This is a genomic window from Leifsonia sp. YAF41 (assembly GCF_052113185.1).
Classification (GTDB): Bacteria; Actinomycetota; Actinomycetes; order Actinomycetales; family Microbacteriaceae; genus Cryobacterium.
Genome location: NZ_JBFRCS010000013.1, coordinates 14,584 through 37,576 on the forward strand (window position 1 = coordinate 14,584; position 22,993 = coordinate 37,576).

Below are 22,993 nucleotides of genomic sequence, written 5' to 3' on the forward strand. Positions count from 1 at the left end.
TCACCTGCCTGTAACCCTTTCGTGGGGCGGCGTTAGGCGCGCCTGCTTAGCGTGGGGACACGAACACAGCATTCGTTTTCTCGCCCTCGTAGCTCGAAAGGCCCTTCATGAAACTCAGCATCAAGACCCTGATCGCCGCCGGTGCGGTGACTCTGCTCGCCGCCGGTCTCAGCGCCTGTTCCGCGACTCCGACGACCGGTGGGGCGGATGGAGCAACTGACGATGCCAGCACCGTCAGTTTCGCCGTCGACGAGAACACCCTCGTCTTCGGAGTCGTCCCCGACTCGGTCGACACCGAGACCAACTACCAGCCGCTGATGGACTACATCGCCAAGAAGACCGGCAAGACCGTCGAGTACCACGAGTCCACCGACTACGCCGCGCTGATCGAAGCGTCGATCGCCGGCAAGATCGACGTCGCCTCCTTCTCGGGCTTCACCTACGTCACCGCCAAGAACAACGGCGCGAAGATCACGCCGGTCTCGTCGATCGTCACCGAAGAGGGCCAGGAGCCCGGCTACTTCTCGCAGGCCATCGTGCCGGTCGGCAGCGACATCAAGACCATCGCCGACATGAAGGGCAAGAAGGTCTGCTTCGTTGACCCGTCGTCGACCTCCGGCTACCTGTTCCCGAGCTACAACCTGCTGCAGGCGGGCGTTGACCCCGAGAAGGATGTCACCCCCGTCTTCGCCGGCAAGCACGACGTCAGCGTTCAGAAGGTCGGCGAAGGCAAGGAGTGCGACGCCGGATTCGCCGAGGACAGCGAGGTCGCCAAGAGCGACAAGGTGACCGTCATCGACCAGACGATGGTTCCCGGTGCACCGGTTGTCGTTTCTGACACCCTTCCCGCCGACTTGAAGGCACAGCTGACCGAGATCCTCGCGCAGGTCAGCATCGACCAGATCATCGCTGCCGGCATCGACAGCGCCGACTCGGATGCCTTCCGCAGCGTCTTCTTCGAGACCCAGCCGGTCGACGACGCCTACTACGACACCATCCGCGACATCTGCGAGAAGACCAACGCCACCCAGTGCCAGGGCTAACCCCCTTCTCGCACTGACCCGCTGAATCGACTCCACCCGAATTGAGACTCACCATGAACAGCACCCCGATCATCGCCGTGGCCGACGTCACGAAGACCTTTGGCCACACCGTTGCACTTGACGGGGTATCGCTCCAGGTGAATCCCGGCGAGATCGTGGTGCTGCTCGGATTGTCGGGATCGGGCAAGTCGACCCTGCTCCGGCACCTCGACGGACTCGAGGTTCCGACCAGCGGAACCGTCACCGTGCTCGGCGAGGAGGTGTCGTCGCTGTCCGGGCGACGCCTCCGCGCCCTGCGCGGTCAGGTCGGCTTCGTCTTTCAGCAGTTCGAGCTGGTCGGCTCGCTGACCGTGCTCGAAAATGTGCTGACCGGTGCGCTCGGCACCCTGCGCGGACCACGGCTCGGACTGTGGAGCTACCCGCGCGCACAGAAGCTCACGGCGCTCGGCCATCTCGACCGGGTCGGCCTGCTTGCTCGCGCCTACCAACGCGCTGACACCCTCTCCGGCGGTCAGCAACAGCGGGTGGCCATCGCCCGCGCACTTATGCAAGACCCCAAGATTCTGCTGGCCGACGAACCCGTCGCCTCGCTCGACCCCGAGTCGAGCGACCAGGTGATGGCGCTCATCCGTGAGATCGCTACCGACCAAAACCTCACCGTTGTCTGCAGCCTGCACCAGGTGGATCTCGCGCTTTCATGGGGCGACCGTATCGTGGGCCTCCGACACGGGCAGGTCGTGCTCGATACGCCGACCCAGGGGCTGTCGAAGAGCGAAGTGATGGAGATCTACGGCCGCGTCGCCACCACGACCACCGAGCTCGAAGCGATTCAGACCGAGCTCGGCATCACCGACGACCTGACCGAACCGGCCGGCGAACTCGCCGGCGAACTCGCCGCTGATCTGACCGGCGGCCGCACCCCGAGTGAGCTGTCGATCCGATGACCGCGCTGGCCCCCGCGCGCTTCGGCGCATCGGACCCGACCGGGCTGCTGGCCCGAATGCCGCGCCGCCGGGTATCGCCCGAGCGCATCGCCGCAGGGCTGACCATCGTCGCGCTGCTCGTCGCCTCCGCCGTCTCACTGGCCGGCATCGACATCTCGATTCCGAAGATGCTGGAGAGCGCCGCCAACGCCAGCCGCTTCTTCGCCCGCGTCGGAACGATCAGCTTTCCCGAACCCGCCGAACTGCTCTACCTCACCGCCTTGACCGTCGGCCTTGTGCTCACCGGCACCCTGCTCGCCGCGGCCGTGTCGGTTCCGATCGCCTGGATCTCGGCCTCGAACACCACGCCCGGCCCGGTCTGGCGAGTGGCGGGCCGCTTCTTCGGGGTGCTCACCCGCGCCGTTCCGGACGTCGTGTTCGCGATGGTCTTCGTGCTGATGTTCTCGCTCGGTTCGCTGCCCGGCATCCTGGCCATCGGCATCCACTCGATCGGCATGATCTCGAAGATGTTCGCCGACGCGATCGAGCAGATCGACGAGGGCCCCCGTCTGGCGATCCGCGCGGCCGGCGGCACCCGGTTCCAAGAATTCTTCTCCGGCGTGCTGCCGCAGGTGCTGCCGTCGTGGGTGGCGACGGTGCTGCACCGCAACGACATCAACCTGCGCGGCTCGGTCATCCTCGGCTATGTCGGGGTGGTCGGCCTCGGCATGGAAATGTCACACGCCTTCAAATCGCTGAACTACTCGCTCGGCCTCGGCATCGCTCTGGTCATCTTCGGCCTGTGCGTGCTGATGGAGATCATCTCCAGTGTGCTGCGCACCGCCATGCTCGGCATAGCACCGACCGGGCGCGGGCTCGGCGACCGGATGCTGCGCGCGGCATCCCGGCGTCGGCAGGCGACCGCGGGTTCGGCCACGCGGGCCCATTCCGGATCGTCGTCTGCCGACACAGTTCAGCTGCGCACCCAGACAACGACCCACGCGCCCGCGCCCCAGGGTCCGGACGCCCTCACCGCTGCCCTTCACCGCCCATGGGATGCTGCACGCATCCGCAACACGGCCTGGGGTTGGATCGCACTCGCCGTGGTGATCGGCGGGGTGCTGATCTGCAACATCCAGTGGGGCGACCTGCTGACGGTCTGGGGCTACATCCCGCAGATCGCCGCGTCATTCTGGCCGCCGAGCTTCGGCAATTACGGGGCAGCCACCCTGTTCGCCGCAATGGGCCAGACCATCGCGATCGCCCTGGCCGCAACACTGCTCACCCTCGTCTTCTCGCTGCTGATCGGCTCGTTGGCGGCCCGCAACGTGGCCCCGAACGGCGCGGTGCACGCGTCGATGCGGCTGCTGCTGGTGATCATCCGAGGCATCCCGGAGATCATCCTCGCCATCGTGCTCATCGTCGTGACCGGGCTCGGCACCCAGGCCGGCACCATCGCGCTCGCCTTCGGCGGGGTGGGCCTGCTCGGCAAGCTCATCGCCGACTCCTTCGAAGAGGTGAAGCCGGGGCCGGAGCGGGCGCTGCGAGCGACCGGGGCAAGCCGCAGTCAGGTCTACGCCGCTGCCACCCTGCCGCAGGGCATGAAAGCATTGATCGGGCACGGCTTCTACATGCTCGACACCAACATTCGCGCGGCGACGATTCTCGGAATCGTCGGCGGTGGCGGCGTCGGTTACTACTTGCTGAACGCCGGGCAGGGGTCGAAATACGACCTCGTCACGGCTATCGTGCTGATGATTCTGGTCACCGTTCTGGTTGTCGAAGGGCTTGCAATGTGGATGCGCCGGGTGTTCCGATGAGCGGGACCGCGGTGAATTCATCGCAGTTCGATGTGGCCGTCGTCGGCTCGGGAATCGTCGGCCTCGGCCACGCGCTCGCCGCGGTGCGCCGCGGGCTCCGCGTCGTCGTGATCGACCGCTCGGCCGAGATCACCGGAGCTTCGGTACGCAATTTCGGCCACCTCTGCTTCACCCCGCAGGCCGGCCAGGCGCGTGAGTTCGCGCTCGCCTCACGCGAGATCTGGCTGAGCGTAGCGACGGATGCCGGCATCTGGCTGCGCGAATCGGGCACGTTCGTGATCGCCCGGCACGACGACGAGATGCACGTCTTGAGCGGCTTGGCGGAGGCGCGCAGCGCGGCCGCACGCACCGGAACGCTCGGCCCAGAATTGCCCGGCCCAGAATTGCCCGGCCCAGAGTTGCCCGGCTCCGCCGTGCCCGTGCCCGGCTCCGCCGTGCCAGGCAACCGGGCGGAGGTCGAACTCCTCACCGCGGCCGAAACCGAAGCGCGCATGCCCGTCGCACCCGGCAGCGCGGTCGGCGGAGCCTTTCTGCCGTACGACCTGCAGGCTGATCCGCGCCAGGCCGCCGGCGCGCTGGCGGCCTACCTCGCGCGCCGGGGCGTCGAATTTCGCTATCGCACGGCGGTCACCGCCGTGAGTTCGGGCCGGGTCGAGACGACGCGCGGCACGATCACCGCCGGAACCGTCTTCGTGGCGGTCAACCACGACATCGACCAGCTGTATCCCGAGATCGCCGCCGATCACGGCATCCGTCGGTGCGGCCTCGACATGCTCCGCGTCGTCGCCGATCTGAGAATGCCGCTCGCCGCACCCCTGCTGACCGGCTGGTCGCTGGTGCGTTACGGAGCTTTCAACGCCACCCCGGCGGCCGCCGTGCTGCGGGAACGACTCGACCGGGAATATCCCGAGCTGGCCGCCCTCGACCTCAACCAGATGTACACGCAGCTGCCCGACGGCTCGCTGATCGTGGGGGATACCCACTACCGGGGCGACGCGATTACGCCCTTCCAGAGCGAGCACGCGTTCGATGAGCTGCTGCGTCTCGCCGCCGAGCTGTTCGGTGTGGGGCGTCCGCGGGTGCTCGAACGCTGGCAGGGCGTGTACGCGTCGGCACCCAGTGAATTTCTGATCGAGCAACCCGAGCCGGGCGTGCACCTCGTCGCCGCGACCACCGGCATCGGCATGACCTGCGGCCTCGGCCTCGCCGAGCAGGTGAGCGCCCGCGCGCTTGACTCCACGCTTTCTTCACCCCGATCCACACTCTGAAAGGCACATGATGAGCACGTTTGACGGAATCGTTCCCGCAACCGACCAGGCCGGCGAGGCCGACGCGACCAACTCGGTCGCGCACCCCGAGAAGGCCAAGCGAGACAGCGGAGTTGCGCGTACCGGCGCTCTCGAGGTTGACGCTGTCGACATCGAAGCGCTCGTGCTCGAGGCGTTTGAGGCCAGCATCGACGACGAAGCCGACGAAGAAGGCGGAGTCACGGTTGAGGTCGAACTCGTCGTCTTCGACATGGCCGGCACCACCGTGCGCGACGATGGATTGGTCGAACGGGCATTCGTGCTCGCAGCGGATCGCACCGGCATCACGTCGAGCCCCGAACAGCGAGAAGAAGCGATCGACTATGTGCGCGAGACGATGGGGCAGTCGAAGATCGAGGTGTTTCGCGCATTGACCGGCGACGAGGATGCCGCGGTGCGCGCCAACGAAGCGTTTGAGCTCGCGTATTCCGAGCTGGTCGCATCCGTCGGGGTCGAAGCCATTCCCGGCGCCGCTGAGGTGATGCGGGAACTGCGCGAAGGCGGCGTCAAGGTGGCGCTGACGACCGGATTCTCCAGGGTCACCCTCGACGCCCTGCTCGACGCACTCGGCTGGCACGATATCGCCGACGTGACTCTGGCGCCGTCGGATGCCGGGCGCGGCCGCCCGTTCCCGGACATGCCGCTGACCGCACTGCTCCGCACCGGAACGACGAACGTCGGCGCCATGGTCGTCATCGGCGACACCGCGAGCGACATGCTCTCGGGCGTCAACGCCGGCGCCGGCCTCGTGGTCGGGGTGCTGAGCGGTGCACACGACGAGGATGCGCTCGAGGAAGCGGGAGCGGATGCCGTGATCACGAGCGTCGCCGACCTGCCCGACCTGCTGGGGCTGCGCTAACCCGTCGCAACCAGCGAAGATCCAACACCAAACCGAGGAACACCATGCACCAGTCAACTCTCACGGGCCGCAGCGTCGACGTTCTCCTGCGCCCATCCCCGCACGCGATGGTCTGGTCGGGGGTCGGCCAGCCGCACGATCAGCTTGCGGTTCCCGGAGTGTCGCTGGCCCCCGGCGATGTGCTCGTCGAGATCGAGCTGGCCACGGTCTGTGGCTCCGACCTGCACACGGTGCACGGGGATCGCGGGGCGGCGACCCCGCTGGTGCTCGGTCATGAGCAGATCGGCCGCGTCGTCGCACTCGGCGAGAACGCACGCACCGCGGCGGGGCTGCCCGTGGCTCTCGGCGACCGAATCATTTGGACGGTCACCGTCAGCTGCGGCGTCTGCGACCGGTGCCGTACGGGGATGACGCAGAAATGCCGCACCCTCGCCAAGTATGGGCATGACCGGGTACACCGCGGCTGGGAGCTGAGCGGCGGATTCGCCACCCACGTCCATGTGCTCGCCGGGTCGCCGATCGTGATCGTCGACGATGCGCTTCCGGCCGAGGTCGCGGCGCCGGCCTCCTGCGCGACGGCGACCGTTGCTGCGGCGCTTGCCGCGGCATCCGCTCTCGTGCCGGTGGGGGGCGCCACCGTTCTCGTGTCGGGCGCCGGGCTGCTGGGGCTCACGGCGTGCGCGATGGCGACGGATGCTGGCGCGACCGTCATCGTCACCGATCCAGATCCGGAACGTCGCCGCCGCGCCCTCGCGTTCGGTGCGGCGGCGGTGGCCGACCCGCTCGCGAGGCCGGCCTCACCGAGCTCGCTGGCCGCCGTGCTCGGCGGGATGCTGGTCGGCGGCGACGACGAGGTATCGATCGCGCTGGAGATGTCGGGCGCACCGGCGGCGGTGCGCACGGCGATTGACGCGGTCGGCGTCGGAGGCGTCGTCATCCTGGTGGGAAGCGTCTCGCCGGGCCCGAGCATTGCGCTCGACCCGGAATCGATCGTGCGCCGGCTTGTCACGATCCGGGGCGTGCACAACTACACCGCCGCCGATCTCGAGCGGGCCGTGGCCTACCTGGCGGGCGCGTGGCGGCGCCATCCGTTTGCCGGGCTGGTCGGCGAACGCTTCGCTTTGCACGACTTGGATGCCGCGCTCGCTCATGCGGCGACGGGTAAAGACGTGCGGGTGGGAATCGACCCGCGGCGGCCGGACTCGGCCGGGAATCCAGCCGAATAGCGGAAATAACGGCCAATCACAACGGGGGAGTGGGCCGGAACCAGGGGGAATCGCAATCGGGCACACCGAAACGAGGGCATACAGAAACGGCCGGGCGTTGCCGCCCGGCCGTTCGTGTTAATCGGTAGATCGGTAGATCAGTCGATCGGTTACTTCCAGCCGCCGGGAGGGCCGACGATCAGGAATGCGCTCATGATCACAATGATGCCGACGACGAACAGGGTGACGAGCGTCTTCGGGTGGTTCAAAAACCAGCGCAGCAGCTTGGACACCCAGGTGTGGTCGCGCGGGTGATCGGTGGCCGTCGTGCGCCAGATGCCTTCGAGCTTGCGGTTGCGGTCGAGCCAGATGTCGAACGGAATCGTGGCGTAGGGCACGATCGCGGTGAACACGGCGAAGACGATGAGCTTGACGCTCCAACGCTGGTTGACACCGACGAGCACGGCGGTCAAGGCATAGGTGATGAAGACGAAACCGTGGATCGATCCGGCAATGAGCACCGGAAGGCCGCCCATGTTGCCGACATATTTGAGCAGCATGCCCGTGATGAGCAGTGTCCAGGTCACCGCCTCAGCGATAGCGACGGTGCGGTAGAACAAGCGTGGAGACACGGGGCATCACTCCAGAAATGGGCAAGACGGGGGAGGGGGACTCTCAATACTCGCAGTCCGGCGCTGAGAGACGCATCGAACGAAAGTTTGAACCCGTGCGCGCCGGTGGTCGAGCTTGTCGAGACCCGGTCACCCGGTCTCGACAGGCTCGACCACCGGCTTCTGCTACACCGTGACCCGAACCCGCAGGTCCTTCCTCAGAATCTTGCCGGAGCTTGACTTCGGGATGATGTCGATGAACTCCACCCGGCGCACCTTCTTGTGCGGCGAGACGCGCTCCTCGACGAACGCCATCACCTCGTCGCCGGTCACCGTCGCGCCGGCCACGATCACGACGAATGCCTTCGGAATCTCCTGGCCATCGTCATCCAGCACCCCGATCACGGCCGAGTCGGCAATCAGCGGATGCGTCAGCAGCAACGCTTCAAGCTCGGCGGGCGCGATCTGGTAGCCCTTGTATTTGATCAGTTCCTTGCTGCGGTCGACGATCCGCACGACGCCCTCTGCGCTGACTGTGGCGATGTCGCCGGTGTGCAAGAACCCCTCGGCGTCGAGTGTCTCGGCGGTCGCCTGCTCATTGTTCAGATAGCCGAGCATGATGTTCGGCCCGTGCACGAGCAGCTCGCCCGGTTCGCTCACGCCCTCGGCCGGCACCTCGATCTCCTCACCGGTCGCGGTGGAGATCAGCTTGCAGACGACGTTGGGAATGGTGAAGCCCACCGATCCGGGCGGTAGATCGAGCGCGTCCTGCGGAATCAGGTGGGTGACCGGGCTCGCCTCCGTCATGCCGTAACCCTGCAGCATCCGGCAGCCGAGACGGTGTCCGACGGCGTCGGAGAGCGCGCCGTCGAGTGGGGCCGCTCCGGAGAGGATCGTGTGCACGCTCGACAGGTCGTAGGAGTCGACGAGCGGATGCTTCGCCAGGGCGACCGCGATCGGCGGGGCAATGAACACGTAGCTGCAGGCGTGGTCCTGAATGATGCGCAAGAACTCGGGCAGCTCGAACTTCGCCATCGTCACGAGCCGGGCCCGCTGCTTGAACGCGAGGTTCAGCAACACGGTCATGCCGTAAATGTGGAAGAAGGGCAGCAGCGCGAGCAGCCGGTCATCGGCCACGACCGTGAGCAGGTTTCTGGCCTGCTCGACATTGGCGACCAGGTTGCGGTGGCTGAGCATGACGCCCTTGGGTCGCCCGGTGGTGCCCGACGAGTAGGGCAGCACAGCGACGTGGGTGGCGGGATTGAACGTGACCGCCGGGGCATCCGCTACTTCGGCCAGCAGATCGGCGAGCGACGGATGCCCCGCCACGCTGTCGATCACGATGAGATGCTCGGCGTCGAAACCGACAGACTCGGCGGCCGGCTGGGCGGAGGGGAGCAGCGGCGAGATGGTGAACAACCAGGTGGCGCCCGAATCGACGAGCTGGTTCGCCACATCCTGGGCGGTGTAGAGCGAGTTGATGGTGGTGACGGTAGCCCCTGAGCGCAGAATGCCGTGGAAGACGCTTGCAAACGCTGGAATGTTCGGGCAGAGCAGGCCGACGACCGTGCCGGGCCCGACGCCGCGATTGGCCAGTGCGCCGGCCACCCGGTCGATGTGCTCGATCAGTGTGCGATAGGTCGTGCTCGCCCCGGTCGCCCCGTCGACGATGGCCACTCGGTGGAGATCGGCGCCGACCAGATCTCCGAAAAGGTAGTCGTAGATGCTGAGTTCGGGAATCACGACATCGGGGAAGGGGCTTCTGAACACGAGCAATCTCCTTTGATTGTGGTGAGCACAGTATGCCGGTTCCTTCCCCGACAGCCGGCCGGGCGAGCTGAAAATTCCCTGATTGTGCACTGCTGCATCGTTGCAATCATGTAATCTTGCAGTCGTGCAATAATTGATCTGCACAGAACCGCCCACCGGTCAACAAAACGAATGGCCCTATGAACACCACCGATAATCTCGGTCTCCGCGATCGCAAGCGCCGGGATACCCGCGCCCGGTTGGAGGCCGCCGCCGTCAGCCTCGTGCTGCGCGACGGGTTGGAGCAGACGACGGTTGACGCGATCAGCGAACTGGCCGACGTCTCGCCGCGCACCTTCTTCAACTATTTCGAAAGCAAAGACGCGGCGATCCTCGGAGTGCGTCATGTCGAAGTGACCGACGAACTCGTCATCGAGCACCTCGCCGACAGCGCCGGGCTCGGACCGGTTGAGTCGGTCGTGCGCTTCTTCCTCAGCCTGGTCGGTTCGCCATTGTCGCATTCGACGATCCAGCAGGATCGAATGACCGTGGTGCGGCGCTACCCGCAACTGTTGACGAGCCAGTTTCTGCAGATGACGCAGATGGCCGAACGACTGAACCTGGCCGTGCAAGAAATTCTCGCTCAGCATCCGCAATTCAGCACCGATGCGAGAGCCGATGCGAGCAGCAACCCGAGCGCCGACACCGACGCCGCCGGCCAAGCCGCCCGGGCCGAAATCATGTTCGCCCTGTGCAGCAGTGGCGTGCGCGTCGCAATGAAGGAATGGGCGGCCGGCGAACCCGGAGCTGACTCCGATGCCGACACCGCCCGCACCGAGATTGAACACCGAGCGATCGCGCTCGTCAGAGAGATAACAGAAAGACTCACATGACCGACACCGTTACGGCGCCACCCCAGGCGTCACCCGAAACCAAACGCCACATCCTTCTTGTCTTCGCCGGGCTCATGGTCACCATGCTGCTCGCGTCGCTCGACCAGACGATCTTCAGCACCGCGCTGCCGACCATTGTCGGTGAGCTCAACGGTGTCGACCACATGCTCTGGGTCACGACCGCCTACATTCTGGCGTCGACCATCATGCTTCCCGTGTATGGCAAGCTCGGCGACCTGATCGGGCGCAAGGGCCTGTTCATCGGCGCGATCGCACTCTTCATCGCCGGTTCGGTCGTCGGTGGGCTCGCCCCCGACATGACCTGGCTGATCACCGGCCGCGCCATTCAGGGCCTCGGTGGCGGCGGCTTGATGATCCTCTCGCAGGCGATCATCGCGGATGTCGTACCGGCGCGTGAGCGTGGAAAGTACATGGGCATCATGGGCGGCGTGTTCGCGCTCTCGTCTGTGGCCGGCCCGCTGCTCGGCGGCTGGTTCACCGAAGGGATCGGCTGGCGCTGGGCGTTCTGGATGAACATTCCCCTCGGAATTCTCGCCATCGCATCCGCCATCGTCTTCCTGAAGCTGCCGAAGTACGAGCACGCCAAGCCGCGCATCGACGTCGCCGGCATGGGTCTGCTCGCCATCGCCTCCACCTGCCTCGTGCTCGTCACGACCTGGGGCGGCACGACCTATGACTGGGATTCGCTGACGATCATCGGCCTGATCGCCGGAACCGTCATTGCCGGTGTCGCGTTCGTGCTGGTGGAGCGTCGCGCCGCCGAGCCGATCATGCCGCTGCACCTGTTCAAGGACCGCAACTTCAACCTCACCACGATCGCCGGTCTGATCACCGGTGTTGCGATGTTCGGCGCGATGGCCTACATCCCCACCTACCTGCAGATGGTGACCGGGGCCAACGCCACCGAAGCCGGCTTCATGATGATCCCGATGATGGCTGCGCTCTTGATCAGCTCAATCGGTTCGGGCGCCCTCGTCAGCAAGACCGGTCGCTACAAGTGGCTGCCGATCGTCGGAACCGCCATTGTCGCCCTCTCGCTGCTGCTGATGTCGACGATGACCCCCGATCTTGAGATCTGGATCCTCTGCGCCTACCTCGCGGTCATGGGCATCGGCCTCGGAATGAGCATGCAGATCCTCATCCTGATCGTGCAGAACTCGTTCCCCGTCACCGAGGTCGGCACGGCCACCGCGTCGAACAACTACTTCCGTCAGATCGGTGCCTCACTCGGTTCCGCTGTGGTCGGCAGCCTGTTCGTCGCCCGGCTCACCGAGCTGATGACCGAACGGATGCCCGCAACCGGTGGGTCGGCGGAGGGCGGCTTGAACTCGCTCACCCCCGCTGTCGTCAAGGGGCTGCCGGAGTCGGTGCGCAACATCATCATCGGCGGCTACAACGACGCTTTGACGCCGGTGTTCCTCTACATGGTGCCGCTGATCCTGGTCGCCGTGATCCTGCTCTGCTTCGTCAAGGAGATCCCGCTGGCAACCACGATCGATCGTGGGCCGAAGGCTGGGTCGCTCGAGGCCGAGGCTGCGGCATTGATTGAAGCGGATGCGTCGGCTCTGGCCGACGCCAACACCGGCGCCGACAACGGCGATGCGGTGCCGGTCGGCGCGGGGAACGACGGCAAGTAGCCCCTCTCGTTGGTCGAGGAGCGCCCGACGGAGTCGGCCGCGTCTCGAGACCACGCGAGCCAATCCTCAAACGCAACCAGCGTGAGAGGGTCGGCCGGACGAGGTCTCGAGACGCTCGCTGGCGCTCGCTCGTCGACCACCGGGATGAAATATGACGAAGGGCCCGGCGCATTCGCGCCGGGCCCTTCGTCATGTCAGTGCGGGTTACGCGTTGACCAGGGTCTGCGTGATCACGGAGGTGAAGAACGCGAGGCCGTCCACGCCGGAGCGCATCGCAACATCCGTGTCGGGGCCGAAGCCGGGCTCGACCGCGTGCTCGGGGTGCGGCATGAGGCCGACGACGTTGCCGCGGGCGTTAGAGACGCCGGCGATGTCGTTGAGCGAGCCGTTCGGGTTCACGCCGAGGTAGCGGAAGACGACCTGGCCTTCGCCCTCGAGGCGGGCCAGGGTGTCGGCCGAGGCGATGAACCCGCCCTCGCCGTTCTTCAACGGGATGGTGATCTCGGCGCCAGCTTCGAAGTCGCCGGTCCAGGCGGTCGTGTTGTTCTCGACGCGCAGCTTCTGGTCGCGGCAGATGAAAGCGCCGTGGTCGTTGCGGATCAGGCCGCCTTCGAGCAGGTGCGCCTCGGCCAGCATCTGGAAGCCGTTGCAGATGCCGAGCACGGGCATCCCCTTGTTCGCCGCGTCGATGACCTCGGTCATGATCGGAGAGAGGCTCGCGATGGCGCCGCAGCGCAGGTAGTCGCCGTAGCTGAACCCTCCGGGCAGCACAAGCGCGTCAACGCCGTGCAGGTCGTGGTCGCCGTGCCAGAGAGCAACGGCTTCGGCACCGGCCAGACGGATGGCGCGCTGGGCGTCACGGTCGTCGAGCGAACCGGGGAAGGTGACGACGCCGATGCGCATTAGTTGCCAGCGGCCGCAGCCGCTTCCTCTGCAACGTGGATGCCGACGACATCTTCGATGACGGAGTTCGAGAGCACGGTGTCGGCGAGTTCCTGAACTTCGGCCAGCACCGCGTCAGTCACAGCGCCGTCGACGGTGATTTCGAAACGCTTGCCGACGCGCACGCCGGAGAAAGTGGTCTTACCGAGGCGACCGAGGGCGCCGGCGACGGCTTTTCCCTGCGGGTCGAGCAATTCGGCCTTGGGCATAACTTCAACAACGATGGTCGGCATGGCGCACTCCGCAGGGCTCGAGAATGGGATGCCTCGATTCTACCTGCCGCCTTCGCCGTCGATGGCCGCGCTTCCGGCGGTCGAACGTTCTGGTGGTCGAACGTTCCGGTGGTCGAGCTTGTCGAGACCCGGCGAGCCGACCTCTAACACGGGTTGCGTCAGAGGAGCATCGCGCGAGGTCACTTCGACAAGCTCAGTACATCGCTCGACAAGCTCGGCCCCCGGGCCACTAGTGCGCGCCGTGCTGCGCGTCGGCGGCCAGGATTCTGAGCAGGGCATCGCGGATCGCCGCGACTCCGGCATACGTCTCGACGTAGCTCGTCGACAGCGGCGAGAGACCGATGCGCAGCGCCCCCGGTCCGCGGAAATCGGGGATGACGTCCTGCTCCCAGAGCACCCGGGTGACCTCCTTCATCGCCGGATGCTCAATCGTGACGTGCCCGCCGCGTCGCGCCGGGTCGCGCGGTGACGCCACGACCACGCCGAGCGGAACCAGCCAGTCCTCGACCAGACTCATCGCGAACTCGGTCAGGCCGACCGACTTCGTTCGCACCGCATCGATGCCCGCGGCCTCGATCATGGCGATCGTGTCTTGCATCGCGAGCATGCCGACGATGGCGGGGGTTCCGCTCATGAAGCGACGGACGCCGTCAGCCGGCACATAGCCAGGGCCCATCTCGAAGATGGCCTTCGTTCCCATCCAGCCTTGGATCGGCTGCGCGAGTTCGCCCTGCAAGTCGGCGCGCACGTAGCCGAACGCCGGGGAGCCTGGGCCGCCGTTGAGGTACTTGTAGGTGCAGCCGACCGCCAGGTCGGCACCCGACGCGTCGAGGTCGACGGCGACTGAACCGACCGAGTGGCAGAGGTCCCAGAGCACGAGTGCTCCGGCCTCATGAGCGATTGCGCTGATGGCCGGCATGTCGGCGAGAAAGCCGGAACGGTAGGCCACATGGCTGAGCACGACGAGGGCGGTCTGCGGTCCGACGACCGCACGAACCTGCTCGGGCGTGACGCCGCCGAAACCGTCGGGCTCGATCCAGCGCAGGGTGAGGCCGCGTTCTGCGGCGATCCCCTCAAGCACATAGCGGTCGGTCGGAAAGTTGTCGGTGTCGACGACGATCTCGGTACGACCGGGGTACGTGGGGCCGCTGCGCGCATCGACAGCGGCCCGGGCGAGCTTGTACAGCGTGACGGTGGTCGAATCGCCGATGAAGACCTGGCCGGCGGCCGCGCCCAAGGCGGCACGACCGAGGGCGTCGCCGATCTTCAGCGGGAGCTCCATCCACTCTTCGTCCCACCCGCGGATGAGCCGGGTGCCCCAGCCAGTGGTCAGGAATTCGGTGATGCGTTCGACGCTGGCTCGGGTCGGGCGACCGAGGGAGTTGCCGTCGAAATAGACGATGGGCGGTGGCGCAGTGTCGGGGTCCGCGCCGTCATTCTCGATTCCGACGAACTTGCCGCGGTAGTGCGCGAGGCCGTCGATTCGGTCTTTGCGGCGCGCGAAGTCGAGGTGCGGGTCGCGGGGGCCGGATGACGGAGTGTTCGAGGCGGTGTGCTCGGCGAACGGGTTGGTGGAGCTGGATGTCATTGCAGGTCCTCGAGTTCGAGTCGGCTGACGGCGCGTGCGGTGCACAGCCAATCGACGAATGCGGGCGGATCGCTCGGGCGAGCGCCGGGAATGAACGTGATGCGGGCGGGGTGGGTGGAAGCGACGGGCCGGTTCGGGTTCGGGCTTGACTCGGGGGCAGGCGAACCGCCGGGCCCCGGCCCGGTCAGCGCGCTGAGCACGTTTTCGGGGGATAGGCCAGCTGCCAGGAGGGCTTCGATTTCCCGTCGATTCAGCCCAACCGGCAATGGGCCGTTGCCGAGATCGGTGCCGTAGAGCACGCGCCCGCCGGCCTGATGAAACCGACGCAGATTGTCGGACGCCACGGCGAACTCCTCGGTGGGATCACCCCAGCCGTGAATATCGAGGGTGCTGATCCAGGTCATCGAGAGGGCCATCGCGGCAATCATCCCGTCGGGCAGCCATTCGCTGAACGGGGTGTGCGCGAACGCATCGACCCCGGCGGCAAACGCGCGCTCGGCTTGGCCGCGACCCTCGGCATGGGCGACAACCGGCAGGCCGAGCTCATGCGCCCGAGCCACAGTCGCGGCCAGCACGTCGTCTCCGGGCACGGGGCCGGTCTCGGCGTTGAGCGCGATCTTGACCACGGATGCCCCTGCCGCCCATTGTGCGTCGACGGCCGCCGCGGCATCCGATGCGTTTGCGATCTCGGCGACGCTGCCTGGCGGTGTCCAGTCTTGGCGCGCCGGATAGCCGCCGGGCGCCGTGAGGAACTGGTGCGCGAATGCGATATCGGGCAGCTGAGCGTCAGCTTCCTGCGCCGCGGACGGTGCCGGTGAGGCCGGCCAGCCGCCCAGATCAAGAACGCGGGCGATTCCGCCGCGCACGAGGAGCGACGGGTCGATCAGGGCTAGGTGGACATGGGCGTCGAGGAAGCCAGGGAGGACCGTCGACGTCATGTCACACGGCCGGGACGTCGGATGGCTGGGGGAAGCGTGGCACTTTTCGAGGCTTCCGGGGTCAGGGCTGCCGCCTTTCGCAACGCTTCGCGTTGCGCGATCATGTCCCGATTTCGGTGCGCACCGCGAACAGCTCGGGAAAGAAGGTGAGCTCCAGGGCCTTCTGCAAGAACGCGGCACCGCTCGACCCGCCGGTTCCGGTCTTCATCCCGATGATGCGTTGCACCGTCTTCAGATGCCGAAAACGCCAGAGCTGAAAGTTGTCTTCCAGGTCGACGAGCTCTTCGCAGGCCTCATAGGCCGCCCAATTCTCGCTCGCATTCTCGTATATGCCCCGAAAGGTATGAACGAGTTCTGGGTGCAGCACCCAGGCCTCGGTGACGTCCCGCTCCAGCACGTCGGCGGAGATCTCGAACCCGGCGCGGTGCAGATAGCGCAGAAACTCGTCGTAGATGCTCGGAGCCTCAAGAACCTCGGTGAGCAGCGCGTGTGCATCCGGATCGCTTTCGAAGACGCTGAGCATGCGGCGGTTCTTGTTGCCGAGGATGAACTCGACGGCGCGATATTGGTAGGACTGAAAGCCCGAGGAGTTGCCGAGGAATCCGCGGAACTCGGCATACTCGGTGGGTGTCAGTGTGGCGAGTACCGACCACTGTTCGGTCAGTGTGCGCTGGATGTGCTTGACCCGGGCGATGCTCTTCAACGCCGGTGCGAGCTGATCGGAGCGCAACCACGCGGCGGCGGCCCGCAACTCGTGAAGCACAAGTTTCAACCAGAGTTCGGTGGTCTGGTGCTGAATGATGAACAGCATCTCGTCGTGGTGGGCCGGCTTGCTGACCGGACGTTGAGCACTGAGCAGAGTGTCGAGGTCGAGGTAGGAGCCGTAGCTCATTCGGTCACGAAAGTCGGTAACGATCTCAGGTTCGAACTCGCGTGTGTTCTTCTCGACGCCCACTGGCACTCCAATTCTGAATTCGGCACGATGCACGACGGCTCGGCCCAATTCGGTTCCCTGCATTCTTGGGCTTCCCGGCGTGAGTCGCAACATTTGGGAGAATTCCGAACAACACCGGCCGCGGGCGATGCGTCAGAACGGGGCGGAGTCGGCGGGACGGAGCAGGCCGGAGGGGTAGCGCTGTCAGCGGGGTGGCGTAGCCTCAGGGCAAGGAACGGCCATACGCAGAAAGGCGATCTAGAATCATCCTCATGACATCGTCTGCACGCGCCGCCCAGGAACCGGCTCAGCCACGGCGCAAAGACGCCCGGTTGAACCGTGAGCGACTGGTGACCGAGGCGCGGGCATTGATTGCCGAAAACGGTGTCGATGCTTCGCTCGAAGAGATCGCGCGCCGTGCCGATGTCGGGGTCGCCACGCTGTACCGCAACTTCCCGAGCCGCGATGACCTGGTGCGCGCGCTCTACGACATTGCTTTGGCCGAACTCGGCACCGTCCGTGAAGAAATCGTCGCCGCGCCGACGGCCTGGGACGGCGTCGTCGTCTATGCCGAACGCGTCGCCGAATGGTTGGTCGCCGACCCCTCCCTCCCGCCGATTCTGCGACGGATGGCGGTCATCGACCCGACCTACCGGCCCGCGGTCGAATTCGAGACATTCCTGACCTCGTTGGTGGCGCAGGCCAAGCGCGACGGCGATCTGCGTGGCGATGTCGCCGCCGTCGACGTGGCGATGATCGTGACGATGGTCGGATCTCTCGGAACCCTCGGCGACGGCTACAGCGGCCAATGGCGCCGACAGCTGTCGATCGCCCTCGACGGACTGCGCGGGGCCGGACTCGACCGGCCGAAGCTGCCAGGACGTCCGCTCAACATGAACGAGTTTCAGGCGACGGTCTATGGTCTGACCCGGGGCGCGAAGCGCCGGGCGACCCGGGGCTCTGCGCGCGACTAGCGCCCCGTTTCGCTCACCGGCTGAGGCCGTTGGCTAGGCCGTGCGCACCCGAATCACGTTGGCCCACGGGTCGTCGAAGCTGAGGGTCTGACCGTCGTGACGGGTCGCAACGCCGAAGTGGGACATCCGTTCGCCGAGCGCCCCGAGATCGTCGCTCGACGGCACCACGATGTCGACCTGGCCGAGCCCGAGGGCGAGACGGCGCTTGCCGGCGCCTGAGCTGTTCCAGGTGTTCATCGCCATGTGGTGGTGGTAGCCGCCGGCCGAGACGAACAACGCCGAGTTGCCCATTTCGGCAGTGGAATCGAAGCCCAGCTGGTCGACGTAGAACGCGCGGGCGCTCGCCACATCGCCGACCGAGAGGTGAACGTGCCCGACGACGGCGTTGCCGAACGACGGGTCGGTCTGGCCCTGTTCGGTGAGGTGTTCGCTGATGAACGCGTTCGGGTCGAGGTAGAGGGTGGCCATTTCGACGGAGCCGTGGGTCCAGCTCCAGGCGGTGCGCTGGCGGTCCCAGTAGAGCTCGATGCCGTTGCCCTCCGGATCGGTGAAGTAGAACGCCTCACTGACGAGGTGGTCGGCGCTGCCGGTGAAGGTGCCGGGATGCTTGGTGGCGATCGAGTAGACGGCCGCGGCGAGCTGTGCCTGGGTGTCGAACAGGATTGCGGTGTGAAAGAGTCCGGCCGCGCGGGGCTCCGGCGAGGCCAGCTCGGGGGCATGCTGCAGAATCACGATCGGGGTCATGCCGCGGCCGAGCACGGCCACCGGCCCCTCGTGGCTCAGCACGGTCAGCGTCACGGCGTCGCGGTAGTACGCGATCATCGCATCGAGATTTCCAACGCGCAGGGTTACCGCGCCCATACCGGTGTCGGCAGCCAACAGTTCATTCACAGATCGAGCCATGTCAGGGGTAACGGACGCCGGTGGGTGAGTATTCCGTCGGGGCGTTTCTGCGGCCGGGCGTTCCGCCGAGTTTGTGTGTTGCGGTCGACTTTGCCTGGCGCATCAGGGGAACTCGACCGGAAGTGTCAAACTCGGCGGATCGCGCGGCCCGCTCAGTCTTGGTGCAGCTGAATGAAGTTTCCGCAACCGTCGTCGAAGATGGCGGTCGTGCCGGCGGCATCCGTTGACGGTTCTTGCGTGAACGGCACGCCGAGCTCGCTGAGGCGCTCGAATTCGGCCTGCACGTCGGCGGTGCCGAACACGATCGCCGGGATGCCGAGCTTATGCAGGCCCTTCTTGTAAGCCTGGGCGACTGAATTGTCGCTCGGCTCAAGAAGCAGCCCGACGAGGGGGTCGTCGGGAGACTTCACGACGTAAAGCTGGTACTCCGGCATCGCCATCAGCTTTTCGAAGCCGAGCTTTTCGGTGTAGAAGTCGAATGCGCTCGCCGGATCGTCCACGTGGATGCTGCACATTTTGATTCGCATGTGCAGAAGCCTACGCGCACCCACCGACGGGGACCGAGATGTTGCGACGAGCCCGACGGCGCGGTGCATGGCTGATCTTTTCGCTAGGCTCCTGCAGGGGCTCTGGGGCTTCTCGCCTGTTGCGACCGAGCACAGCCCGCCCCGCCAGTGCCGTGTCCGCACGAGCAGCTGCCTATTCACCGTGAGGACGGCTTTGTGAACGACCCGATTCTGCCCACCGTTTCGATTGTCATCCCCGCCTACAACGAAGAGGCCGGCATCCGGCAGTGCCTCCTGGCGGCGATCGATCAGACGGTCCCCGCCCACGAGATCATCGTTGTGGACAACCGCTCGACGGATGGCACCAAAGCCCTCGTCGAGGCGATGCAGTCCGAGTTCCCGAACGCGGGCATCAGAATCATCAGCCAGGACGCCGAGCAAGGCATCACCCCCACCCGAAACGCGGGCTTCAACGCGGCCACCTCCAACGTGATCGGACGCATCGATTCCGATTCGATGATCGCGGGGAATTGGGTGGAAGAGGTCCAGCGTGCGTTCGCAGCCGGCGATTTCGCCGCGGCCAGTGGGTCGGTCGAGTACTACGACATGCCGATGAAGCAATTCGGTCATCGCGCTGACGACACGTTTCGCAAGCTCCAAGTGAAGCTCGCCGGCAAGTACGTCTTCCTGTTCGGCACCAATATGGCGATCACACAGGATGCCTGGCGAGCGGTGCGCGACCAGGTTTGCGCTGACCGCGAGGATCTGATGCACGAAGACCTCGACCTCGCCGTGCACCTGGCCTTGCAGGGCCACACCGTCGGCTATGTGTCCGCTATGGTCGCCGGAATGTCGGCCCGCCGACTCGATTCGGCGCCGCGCGACTATGTCTACTACGTGGAAAGGTTCAAGCGCACCTACGCCGCCCACGGGATCCACGACCCACGCCTGCTGACCCCGATGGTCGTGCTCCTCGCCCTCTACCCGGCACTGCATGCCGAACGACGCCTGCACGAGCACCACACCGCCCAGCTCTGGGGAGGCGTCCCTCAGACGCCAACCCTCGCCGTTGCCGACTAGTCACGTCCGTAGATTCGGACTACTGGTCGCTGCTCCCGCTGGGCGACGAGGTCAGGCGCTCGAGCAGCTCGCGGTAACGCGCCGCCGTCTGCTCGACGATGTGCGTCGGCAGCAGCGGCGGGGTGCCGGTCTGATCCCAGTTGGCGGCGAGCCAATCGCGCACGATTTGCTTGTCGAAGCTGGCCATCCGCTCGGCCGGAGTCGTGCCGGTCTGCCAGGCTTCGGCATCCCAGTAGCGGCTCGAATCGCTCGTGAGCACCTCGTCGCCGAGCGTGATGACGCCGGTCTCGGGGTCGGCGCCGAACTCGAACTTGGTGTCGGCCAGAATCACACCGGCCTTCTCGGCGATCGCAGATGCGGTGGCGAAGATCGACAGAGAGGCGTCGCGGAGTGCCGCGGCTCCAGTCGGCCCGACCAGCTCGACGGTGCGCTCGAACGAGATGTTCTCGTCGTGCTCGCCCATCGGCGCCTTCCAGGCCGGAGTGTAGATCGGTTCGGGCAGGCGGTCGCCGTTCTGCAGTCCGGCGGGCAGCGAAATGCCGCACACCGTCTGCTCGCGTTGGTATTCCTTCCAGCCGGAGCCGGTCAGGTAGCCGCGCACGACACACTCGACCGGGAACATGTCGAGGGTCTTGCAGAGCATCGCGCGCCCGGCCACAGCGTCGGGGATGAGGCTGGCCGCGGTGCCGTTGGCGATCGCGTGGTCGGGAACCAGGTGGTTCGGCACGTCAACGAGCTGGTCGAACCACCACAGGCTGAGCGTGGTGAGCAGCTCGCCCTTACCCGGGATGCCGGGTTCGAGCACGTGGTCGAAGGCGCTGACGCGGTCGCTGGCGACCACGAGAATCCGGCCGCCGGGCGCGGACTCTGCCGCGGCATCCGTGCCGGTGGTGTCCGGAAGGTACAGGTCGCGCACCTTGCCGGAGTAGCTGTGGCGCCACCCGGGCAGGTCGACGGCGACGGATGCGGGCGGCTGATTCTCGATAGTCACGTCTCCATTGTCGCGCAACTGCGCGTACGCTACTGAAGGCCCCTTCTGCGGAGGGGATGCTCCGCTCGCAGGAGGGCCCCATTCGAGGCGCACGCGAGAGTGGCAGCCGGCCCATTGTCGCCCGGTATCTGCCGGCATCAGCCCGGTATCACGCACCTCAGCAAGGACTTTTCAATGCAAAACGTCGTTAGACCCTGGCCGGCCCTCTGGGCGCTCGTGCTCGGTTTCTTCATGATTCTGGTCGACAGCACCATCGTCTCGGTGGCCACGCCGGCAATCATCGTCGGCCTCGACGCCGACATCAACTCGGTGATCTGGGTGATGAGCGCCTATCTGCTCGCCTACGCGGTGCCGCTGCTCATCACCGGGCGCCTCGGCGACCGGTTCGGCCCGAAGAACATTTACCTGATCGGTCTCGTGATCTTCACCGCGGCATCCGTCTGGTGTGGTCTGTCGGGCTCGATTGAGATGCTCATCGCCGCCCGCGTGCTGCAAGGCGTCGGCGCGGCGTTGATGACGCCGCAGACGATGGCGGTGATCACCCGCATTTTCCCGCCGGATCGTCGCGGCCAGGCGATGGGCCTCTGGGGCGCCGTTGCCGGAATCGCCGTTCTCGTCGGGCCGATCCTTGGCGGCGTGATCGTCGACAGCCTCGGCTGGGAATGGATCTTCTTCATCAACTTGCCGATCGGCGTGATCGCGTTCGTTTTCGCGTGGCGCTTGGTTCCGACGCTTCCGACGCACACACACCGCTTCGACATCCTCGGTGTCATCTTGAGCGCTGTCGGCCTGTTCCTGGTCGTCTACGGAATTCAGGAAGGCGAGAACTACGACTGGGGCACGATTGTCGGCCCGATCAGCGTCTGGAGCCTCATCGGCGCCGGTGTTCTCGTGCTCGCTGCCTTCGTCTACTGGCAGTCGATCAATAAGGGCGAGCCGCTGCTCCCGCTGAAACTCTTCCGTGAACGCAACTTCTCGCTTTCCAATGTGGCAATCACCGCCGTGGGGTTCTCGATCACCGCGATGTCGCTGCCGCTGCTGATCTACGCACAGACCGTGCGCGAACTGACCCCCACCCAGTCGGCGCTGCTCATGGTGCCGATGGCGGTCATCTCCGGCGCCCTCGCGCCGGTCTCAGGCAAGCTCGTCGACAAGGTCAACCCCAAGTGGGTGGCCCTCGTCGGGCTGCTGTGCCTGGCCGGCGGCCTGTTCTGGCTCGGCTCGATTATGACGGCGGATGTCCCGATTTGGGTGCTGCTGTTGCCGATGGCCGTGCTCGGTGTGGCGAACGCCGGAATCTGGGCTCCGCTGTCGACCACGGCGACGCGCAACTTGGCCCCGGCCGACGCCGGTGCCGGTTCGGGCGTCTACAACACAACCCGTCAGATGGGTGCGGTGCTCGGCAGCGCCGGAATCGCCGCCATCATGCAGGCCCGTCTCATCGCCGAGCTTCCGGCCGGCGCCGGTGCGGCTGCGCAGGGTGGAGCCGGCGGGGCCGGTGGCCTGCCCGAGGTGCTGCACGAAGGATTCAGCACGGCCATGGGCCAGTCGCTGTTCCTGCCGGCGGCCGTTGCGCTGATCGGCGCGGTGGCCGTGCTGTTCTTCGTCAAGCCGGCGCCGGTGGCGTGGGGCCCGCGAGCTGCTGCAGCAGCTGTGCCCGCACCCGCAGCGGGAACCGTGGCCGCATCCGTTTCTGCCGAGGTGCCGGCATACGTTTCCGGCGACGTGCTGGCGGAAGCGTCGGAGCCGGTTTCGGAGTCGGAGCCAGTGCCCACGAAGTAGGCGCGGGGCGCTGTTGCGCAATTCAGAAGAGGGGCCGGGTATCCGCACAGTGCG

The 22,993-nt window shown here is 66.2% G+C and carries 21 protein-coding genes; 11 read left to right on the forward strand and 10 right to left on the reverse strand.

Annotation, left to right across the window (positions count from 1 at the left end; translation table 11 throughout):
- Window positions 1–107: 107 nt before the first annotated feature.
- Genes AB4Y63_RS14965 through AB4Y63_RS14990 form a run of 6 tightly spaced genes read left to right on the forward strand, consistent with a single transcriptional unit; the run spans window position 108 to window position 7,178 of the window.
- A complete protein-coding gene (locus AB4Y63_RS14965; protein WP_441791861.1) occupies window positions 108–1,043 on the forward strand; it encodes a phosphate/phosphite/phosphonate ABC transporter substrate-binding protein in 936 nt (311 codons plus the stop codon).
- Window positions 1,044–1,096: 53 nt separating this feature from the next.
- Entirely contained in the window at window positions 1,097–1,987 is an 891-nt protein-coding gene (phnC, locus tag AB4Y63_RS14970) for a phosphonate ABC transporter ATP-binding protein (protein ID WP_441791862.1), read from the forward strand.
- Window positions 1,984–3,786, forward strand: a complete 1,803-nt coding sequence (locus tag AB4Y63_RS14975) for a PhnE/PtxC family ABC transporter permease (protein WP_441791863.1) — start codon at window positions 1,984–1,986, stop codon at window positions 3,784–3,786. Before phnC ends, AB4Y63_RS14975 begins: the two co-directional genes overlap by 4 nt.
- Entirely contained in the window at window positions 3,783–5,054 is a 1,272-nt protein-coding gene (locus AB4Y63_RS14980; RefSeq protein WP_441791864.1) for an FAD-dependent oxidoreductase, read from the forward strand. The genes AB4Y63_RS14975 and AB4Y63_RS14980 overlap by 4 nt, the downstream gene beginning before the upstream one ends.
- A 10-nt stretch (window positions 5,055–5,064) precedes the next feature.
- The gene (locus tag AB4Y63_RS14985) at window positions 5,065–5,952 is read left to right on the forward strand and encodes a phosphonatase-like hydrolase (RefSeq protein ID WP_441791865.1); all 888 of its coding nucleotides are present in this window, start codon (window positions 5,065–5,067) and stop codon (window positions 5,950–5,952) included.
- A 44-nt stretch (window positions 5,953–5,996) separates the two neighbouring features.
- Window positions 5,997–7,178 carry an alcohol dehydrogenase catalytic domain-containing protein gene (locus AB4Y63_RS14990; RefSeq protein WP_441791866.1) on the forward strand — a complete coding sequence of 394 codons (1,182 nt, stop codon included), beginning with the start codon at window positions 5,997–5,999 and terminating at the stop codon, window positions 7,176–7,178.
- A 149-nt stretch (window positions 7,179–7,327) separates the two neighbouring features.
- Here the strand turns inward: AB4Y63_RS14990 and AB4Y63_RS14995 are convergent, their stop codons facing one another.
- Window positions 7,328–7,789, reverse strand: a complete 462-nt coding sequence (locus tag AB4Y63_RS14995) for a DUF3817 domain-containing protein (RefSeq protein WP_441791867.1) — start codon at window positions 7,787–7,789, stop codon at window positions 7,328–7,330.
- A 165-nt stretch (window positions 7,790–7,954) separates the two neighbouring features.
- A complete protein-coding gene (locus tag AB4Y63_RS15000) occupies window positions 7,955–9,538 on the reverse strand; it encodes an AMP-binding protein (protein ID WP_441791868.1) in 1,584 nt (527 codons plus the stop codon).
- A gap of 179 nt (window positions 9,539–9,717) precedes the next feature.
- Here AB4Y63_RS15000 and AB4Y63_RS15005 point away from each other — a divergent pair, with 179 nt between their 5' ends.
- Together AB4Y63_RS15005 and AB4Y63_RS15010 are read left to right on the forward strand one after the other, a co-directional pair.
- Complete coding sequence (locus AB4Y63_RS15005; RefSeq protein ID WP_441791869.1) at window positions 9,718–10,410, forward strand: TetR/AcrR family transcriptional regulator; 693 nt, start codon at window positions 9,718–9,720, stop codon at window positions 10,408–10,410.
- Complete coding sequence (locus tag AB4Y63_RS15010; RefSeq protein ID WP_441791870.1) at window positions 10,407–12,068, forward strand: DHA2 family efflux MFS transporter permease subunit; 1,662 nt, start codon at window positions 10,407–10,409, stop codon at window positions 12,066–12,068. The genes AB4Y63_RS15005 and AB4Y63_RS15010 overlap by 4 nt, the downstream gene beginning before the upstream one ends.
- 204 nt (window positions 12,069–12,272) lie before the next feature.
- Here AB4Y63_RS15010 and purQ read toward each other — a convergent pair whose 3' ends face one another.
- From purQ to kynA, 5 genes are all read right to left on the reverse strand, one after another.
- A complete protein-coding gene (purQ, locus tag AB4Y63_RS15015; RefSeq protein ID WP_441791871.1) occupies window positions 12,273–12,971 on the reverse strand; it encodes a phosphoribosylformylglycinamidine synthase subunit PurQ in 699 nt (232 codons plus the stop codon).
- Window positions 12,971–13,243 (reverse strand): phosphoribosylformylglycinamidine synthase subunit PurS, encoded by a 273-nt coding sequence (purS, locus tag AB4Y63_RS15020; protein ID WP_441791872.1) that lies wholly within the window; start codon window positions 13,241–13,243, stop codon window positions 12,971–12,973. Before purS ends, purQ begins: the two co-directional genes overlap by 1 nt.
- Window positions 13,244–13,472: 229 nt before the next feature.
- Complete coding sequence (locus tag AB4Y63_RS15025) at window positions 13,473–14,831, reverse strand: kynureninase (protein WP_441791873.1); 1,359 nt, start codon at window positions 14,829–14,831, stop codon at window positions 13,473–13,475.
- Window positions 14,828–15,769, reverse strand: coding sequence for an amidohydrolase family protein (locus AB4Y63_RS15030; RefSeq protein WP_441791874.1), 942 nt, complete (start codon window positions 15,767–15,769; stop codon window positions 14,828–14,830). Before AB4Y63_RS15030 ends, AB4Y63_RS15025 begins: the two co-directional genes overlap by 4 nt.
- A 100-nt stretch (window positions 15,770–15,869) precedes the next feature.
- Entirely contained in the window at window positions 15,870–16,724 is an 855-nt protein-coding gene (gene kynA, locus AB4Y63_RS15035) for a tryptophan 2,3-dioxygenase (protein WP_441791875.1), read from the reverse strand.
- A gap of 251 nt (window positions 16,725–16,975) precedes the next feature.
- Here kynA and AB4Y63_RS15040 point away from each other — a divergent pair, with 251 nt between their 5' ends.
- On the forward strand, window positions 16,976–17,677 hold the full coding sequence (locus AB4Y63_RS15040) for a TetR/AcrR family transcriptional regulator (RefSeq protein ID WP_441791876.1): 702 nt from the start codon (window positions 16,976–16,978) through the stop codon (window positions 17,675–17,677).
- Between the two features lie 33 nt (window positions 17,678–17,710).
- Here the strand turns inward: AB4Y63_RS15040 and AB4Y63_RS15045 are convergent, their stop codons facing one another.
- Both AB4Y63_RS15045 and AB4Y63_RS15050 read right to left on the reverse strand, forming a co-directional pair.
- Window positions 17,711–18,580, reverse strand: coding sequence for a VOC family protein (locus AB4Y63_RS15045; protein ID WP_441791877.1), 870 nt, complete (start codon window positions 18,578–18,580; stop codon window positions 17,711–17,713).
- A 152-nt stretch (window positions 18,581–18,732) separates the two neighbouring features.
- Window positions 18,733–19,107 (reverse strand): VOC family protein, encoded by a 375-nt coding sequence (locus AB4Y63_RS15050; RefSeq protein ID WP_441791878.1) that lies wholly within the window; start codon window positions 19,105–19,107, stop codon window positions 18,733–18,735.
- A 195-nt stretch (window positions 19,108–19,302) separates the two neighbouring features.
- On the opposite strand from AB4Y63_RS15050, the gene AB4Y63_RS15055 reads away from it, so the two are divergent.
- Window positions 19,303–20,166: a glycosyltransferase gene (locus tag AB4Y63_RS15055; RefSeq protein ID WP_441791879.1), complete on the forward strand. Its 864-nt coding sequence runs from the start codon at window positions 19,303–19,305 to the stop codon at window positions 20,164–20,166.
- Window positions 20,167–20,185: 19 nt separating this feature from the next.
- Here AB4Y63_RS15055 and AB4Y63_RS15060 read toward each other — a convergent pair whose 3' ends face one another.
- Complete coding sequence (locus AB4Y63_RS15060) at window positions 20,186–21,157, reverse strand: phosphoribosylaminoimidazolesuccinocarboxamide synthase (protein WP_441791880.1); 972 nt, start codon at window positions 21,155–21,157, stop codon at window positions 20,186–20,188.
- A gap of 174 nt (window positions 21,158–21,331) precedes the next feature.
- Between AB4Y63_RS15060 and AB4Y63_RS15065 the strand changes: the two genes are divergently transcribed.
- Window positions 21,332–22,939 (forward strand): DHA2 family efflux MFS transporter permease subunit, encoded by a 1,608-nt coding sequence (locus tag AB4Y63_RS15065; RefSeq protein ID WP_441791881.1) that lies wholly within the window; start codon window positions 21,332–21,334, stop codon window positions 22,937–22,939.
- Window positions 22,940–22,993: the final 54 nt, after the last annotated feature.

Excerpts from the sequence above, each read along its gene's own strand:
- AB4Y63_RS14965 (WP_441791861.1), top strand. The coding sequence starts at position 108 with ATGAAACTCAGCATCAAGACCCTGATCGCCGCCGGTGCGGTGACTCTG.
- phnC (WP_441791862.1), top strand. The coding sequence starts at position 1,097 with ATGAACAGCACCCCGATCATCGCCGTGGCCGACGTCACGAAGACCTTT.
- AB4Y63_RS14975 (WP_441791863.1), top strand. The coding sequence starts at position 1,984 with ATGACCGCGCTGGCCCCCGCGCGCTTCGGCGCATCGGACCCGACCGGG.
- AB4Y63_RS14980 (WP_441791864.1), top strand. The coding sequence starts at position 3,783 with ATGAGCGGGACCGCGGTGAATTCATCGCAGTTCGATGTGGCCGTCGTC.
- AB4Y63_RS14985 (WP_441791865.1), top strand. The coding sequence starts at position 5,065 with ATGAGCACGTTTGACGGAATCGTTCCCGCAACCGACCAGGCCGGCGAG.
- AB4Y63_RS14990 (WP_441791866.1), top strand. The coding sequence starts at position 5,997 with ATGCACCAGTCAACTCTCACGGGCCGCAGCGTCGACGTTCTCCTGCGC.
- AB4Y63_RS15005 (WP_441791869.1), top strand. The coding sequence starts at position 9,718 with ATGAACACCACCGATAATCTCGGTCTCCGCGATCGCAAGCGCCGGGAT.
- AB4Y63_RS15010 (WP_441791870.1), top strand. The coding sequence starts at position 10,407 with ATGACCGACACCGTTACGGCGCCACCCCAGGCGTCACCCGAAACCAAA.
- purQ (WP_441791871.1), bottom strand. The coding sequence starts at position 12,971 with ATGCGCATCGGCGTCGTCACCTTCCCCGGTTCGCTCGACGACCGTGAC.
- purS (WP_441791872.1), bottom strand. The coding sequence starts at position 13,243 with ATGCCGACCATCGTTGTTGAAGTTATGCCCAAGGCCGAATTGCTCGAC.
- AB4Y63_RS15025 (WP_441791873.1), bottom strand. The coding sequence starts at position 14,831 with ATGACATCCAGCTCCACCAACCCGTTCGCCGAGCACACCGCCTCGAAC.
- AB4Y63_RS15030 (WP_441791874.1), bottom strand. The coding sequence starts at position 15,769 with ATGACGTCGACGGTCCTCCCTGGCTTCCTCGACGCCCATGTCCACCTA.
- AB4Y63_RS15040 (WP_441791876.1), top strand. The coding sequence starts at position 16,976 with ATGACATCGTCTGCACGCGCCGCCCAGGAACCGGCTCAGCCACGGCGC.
- AB4Y63_RS15045 (WP_441791877.1), bottom strand. The coding sequence starts at position 18,580 with ATGGCTCGATCTGTGAATGAACTGTTGGCTGCCGACACCGGTATGGGC.
- AB4Y63_RS15050 (WP_441791878.1), bottom strand. The coding sequence starts at position 19,107 with ATGCGAATCAAAATGTGCAGCATCCACGTGGACGATCCGGCGAGCGCA.
- AB4Y63_RS15065 (WP_441791881.1), top strand. The coding sequence starts at position 21,332 with ATGCAAAACGTCGTTAGACCCTGGCCGGCCCTCTGGGCGCTCGTGCTC.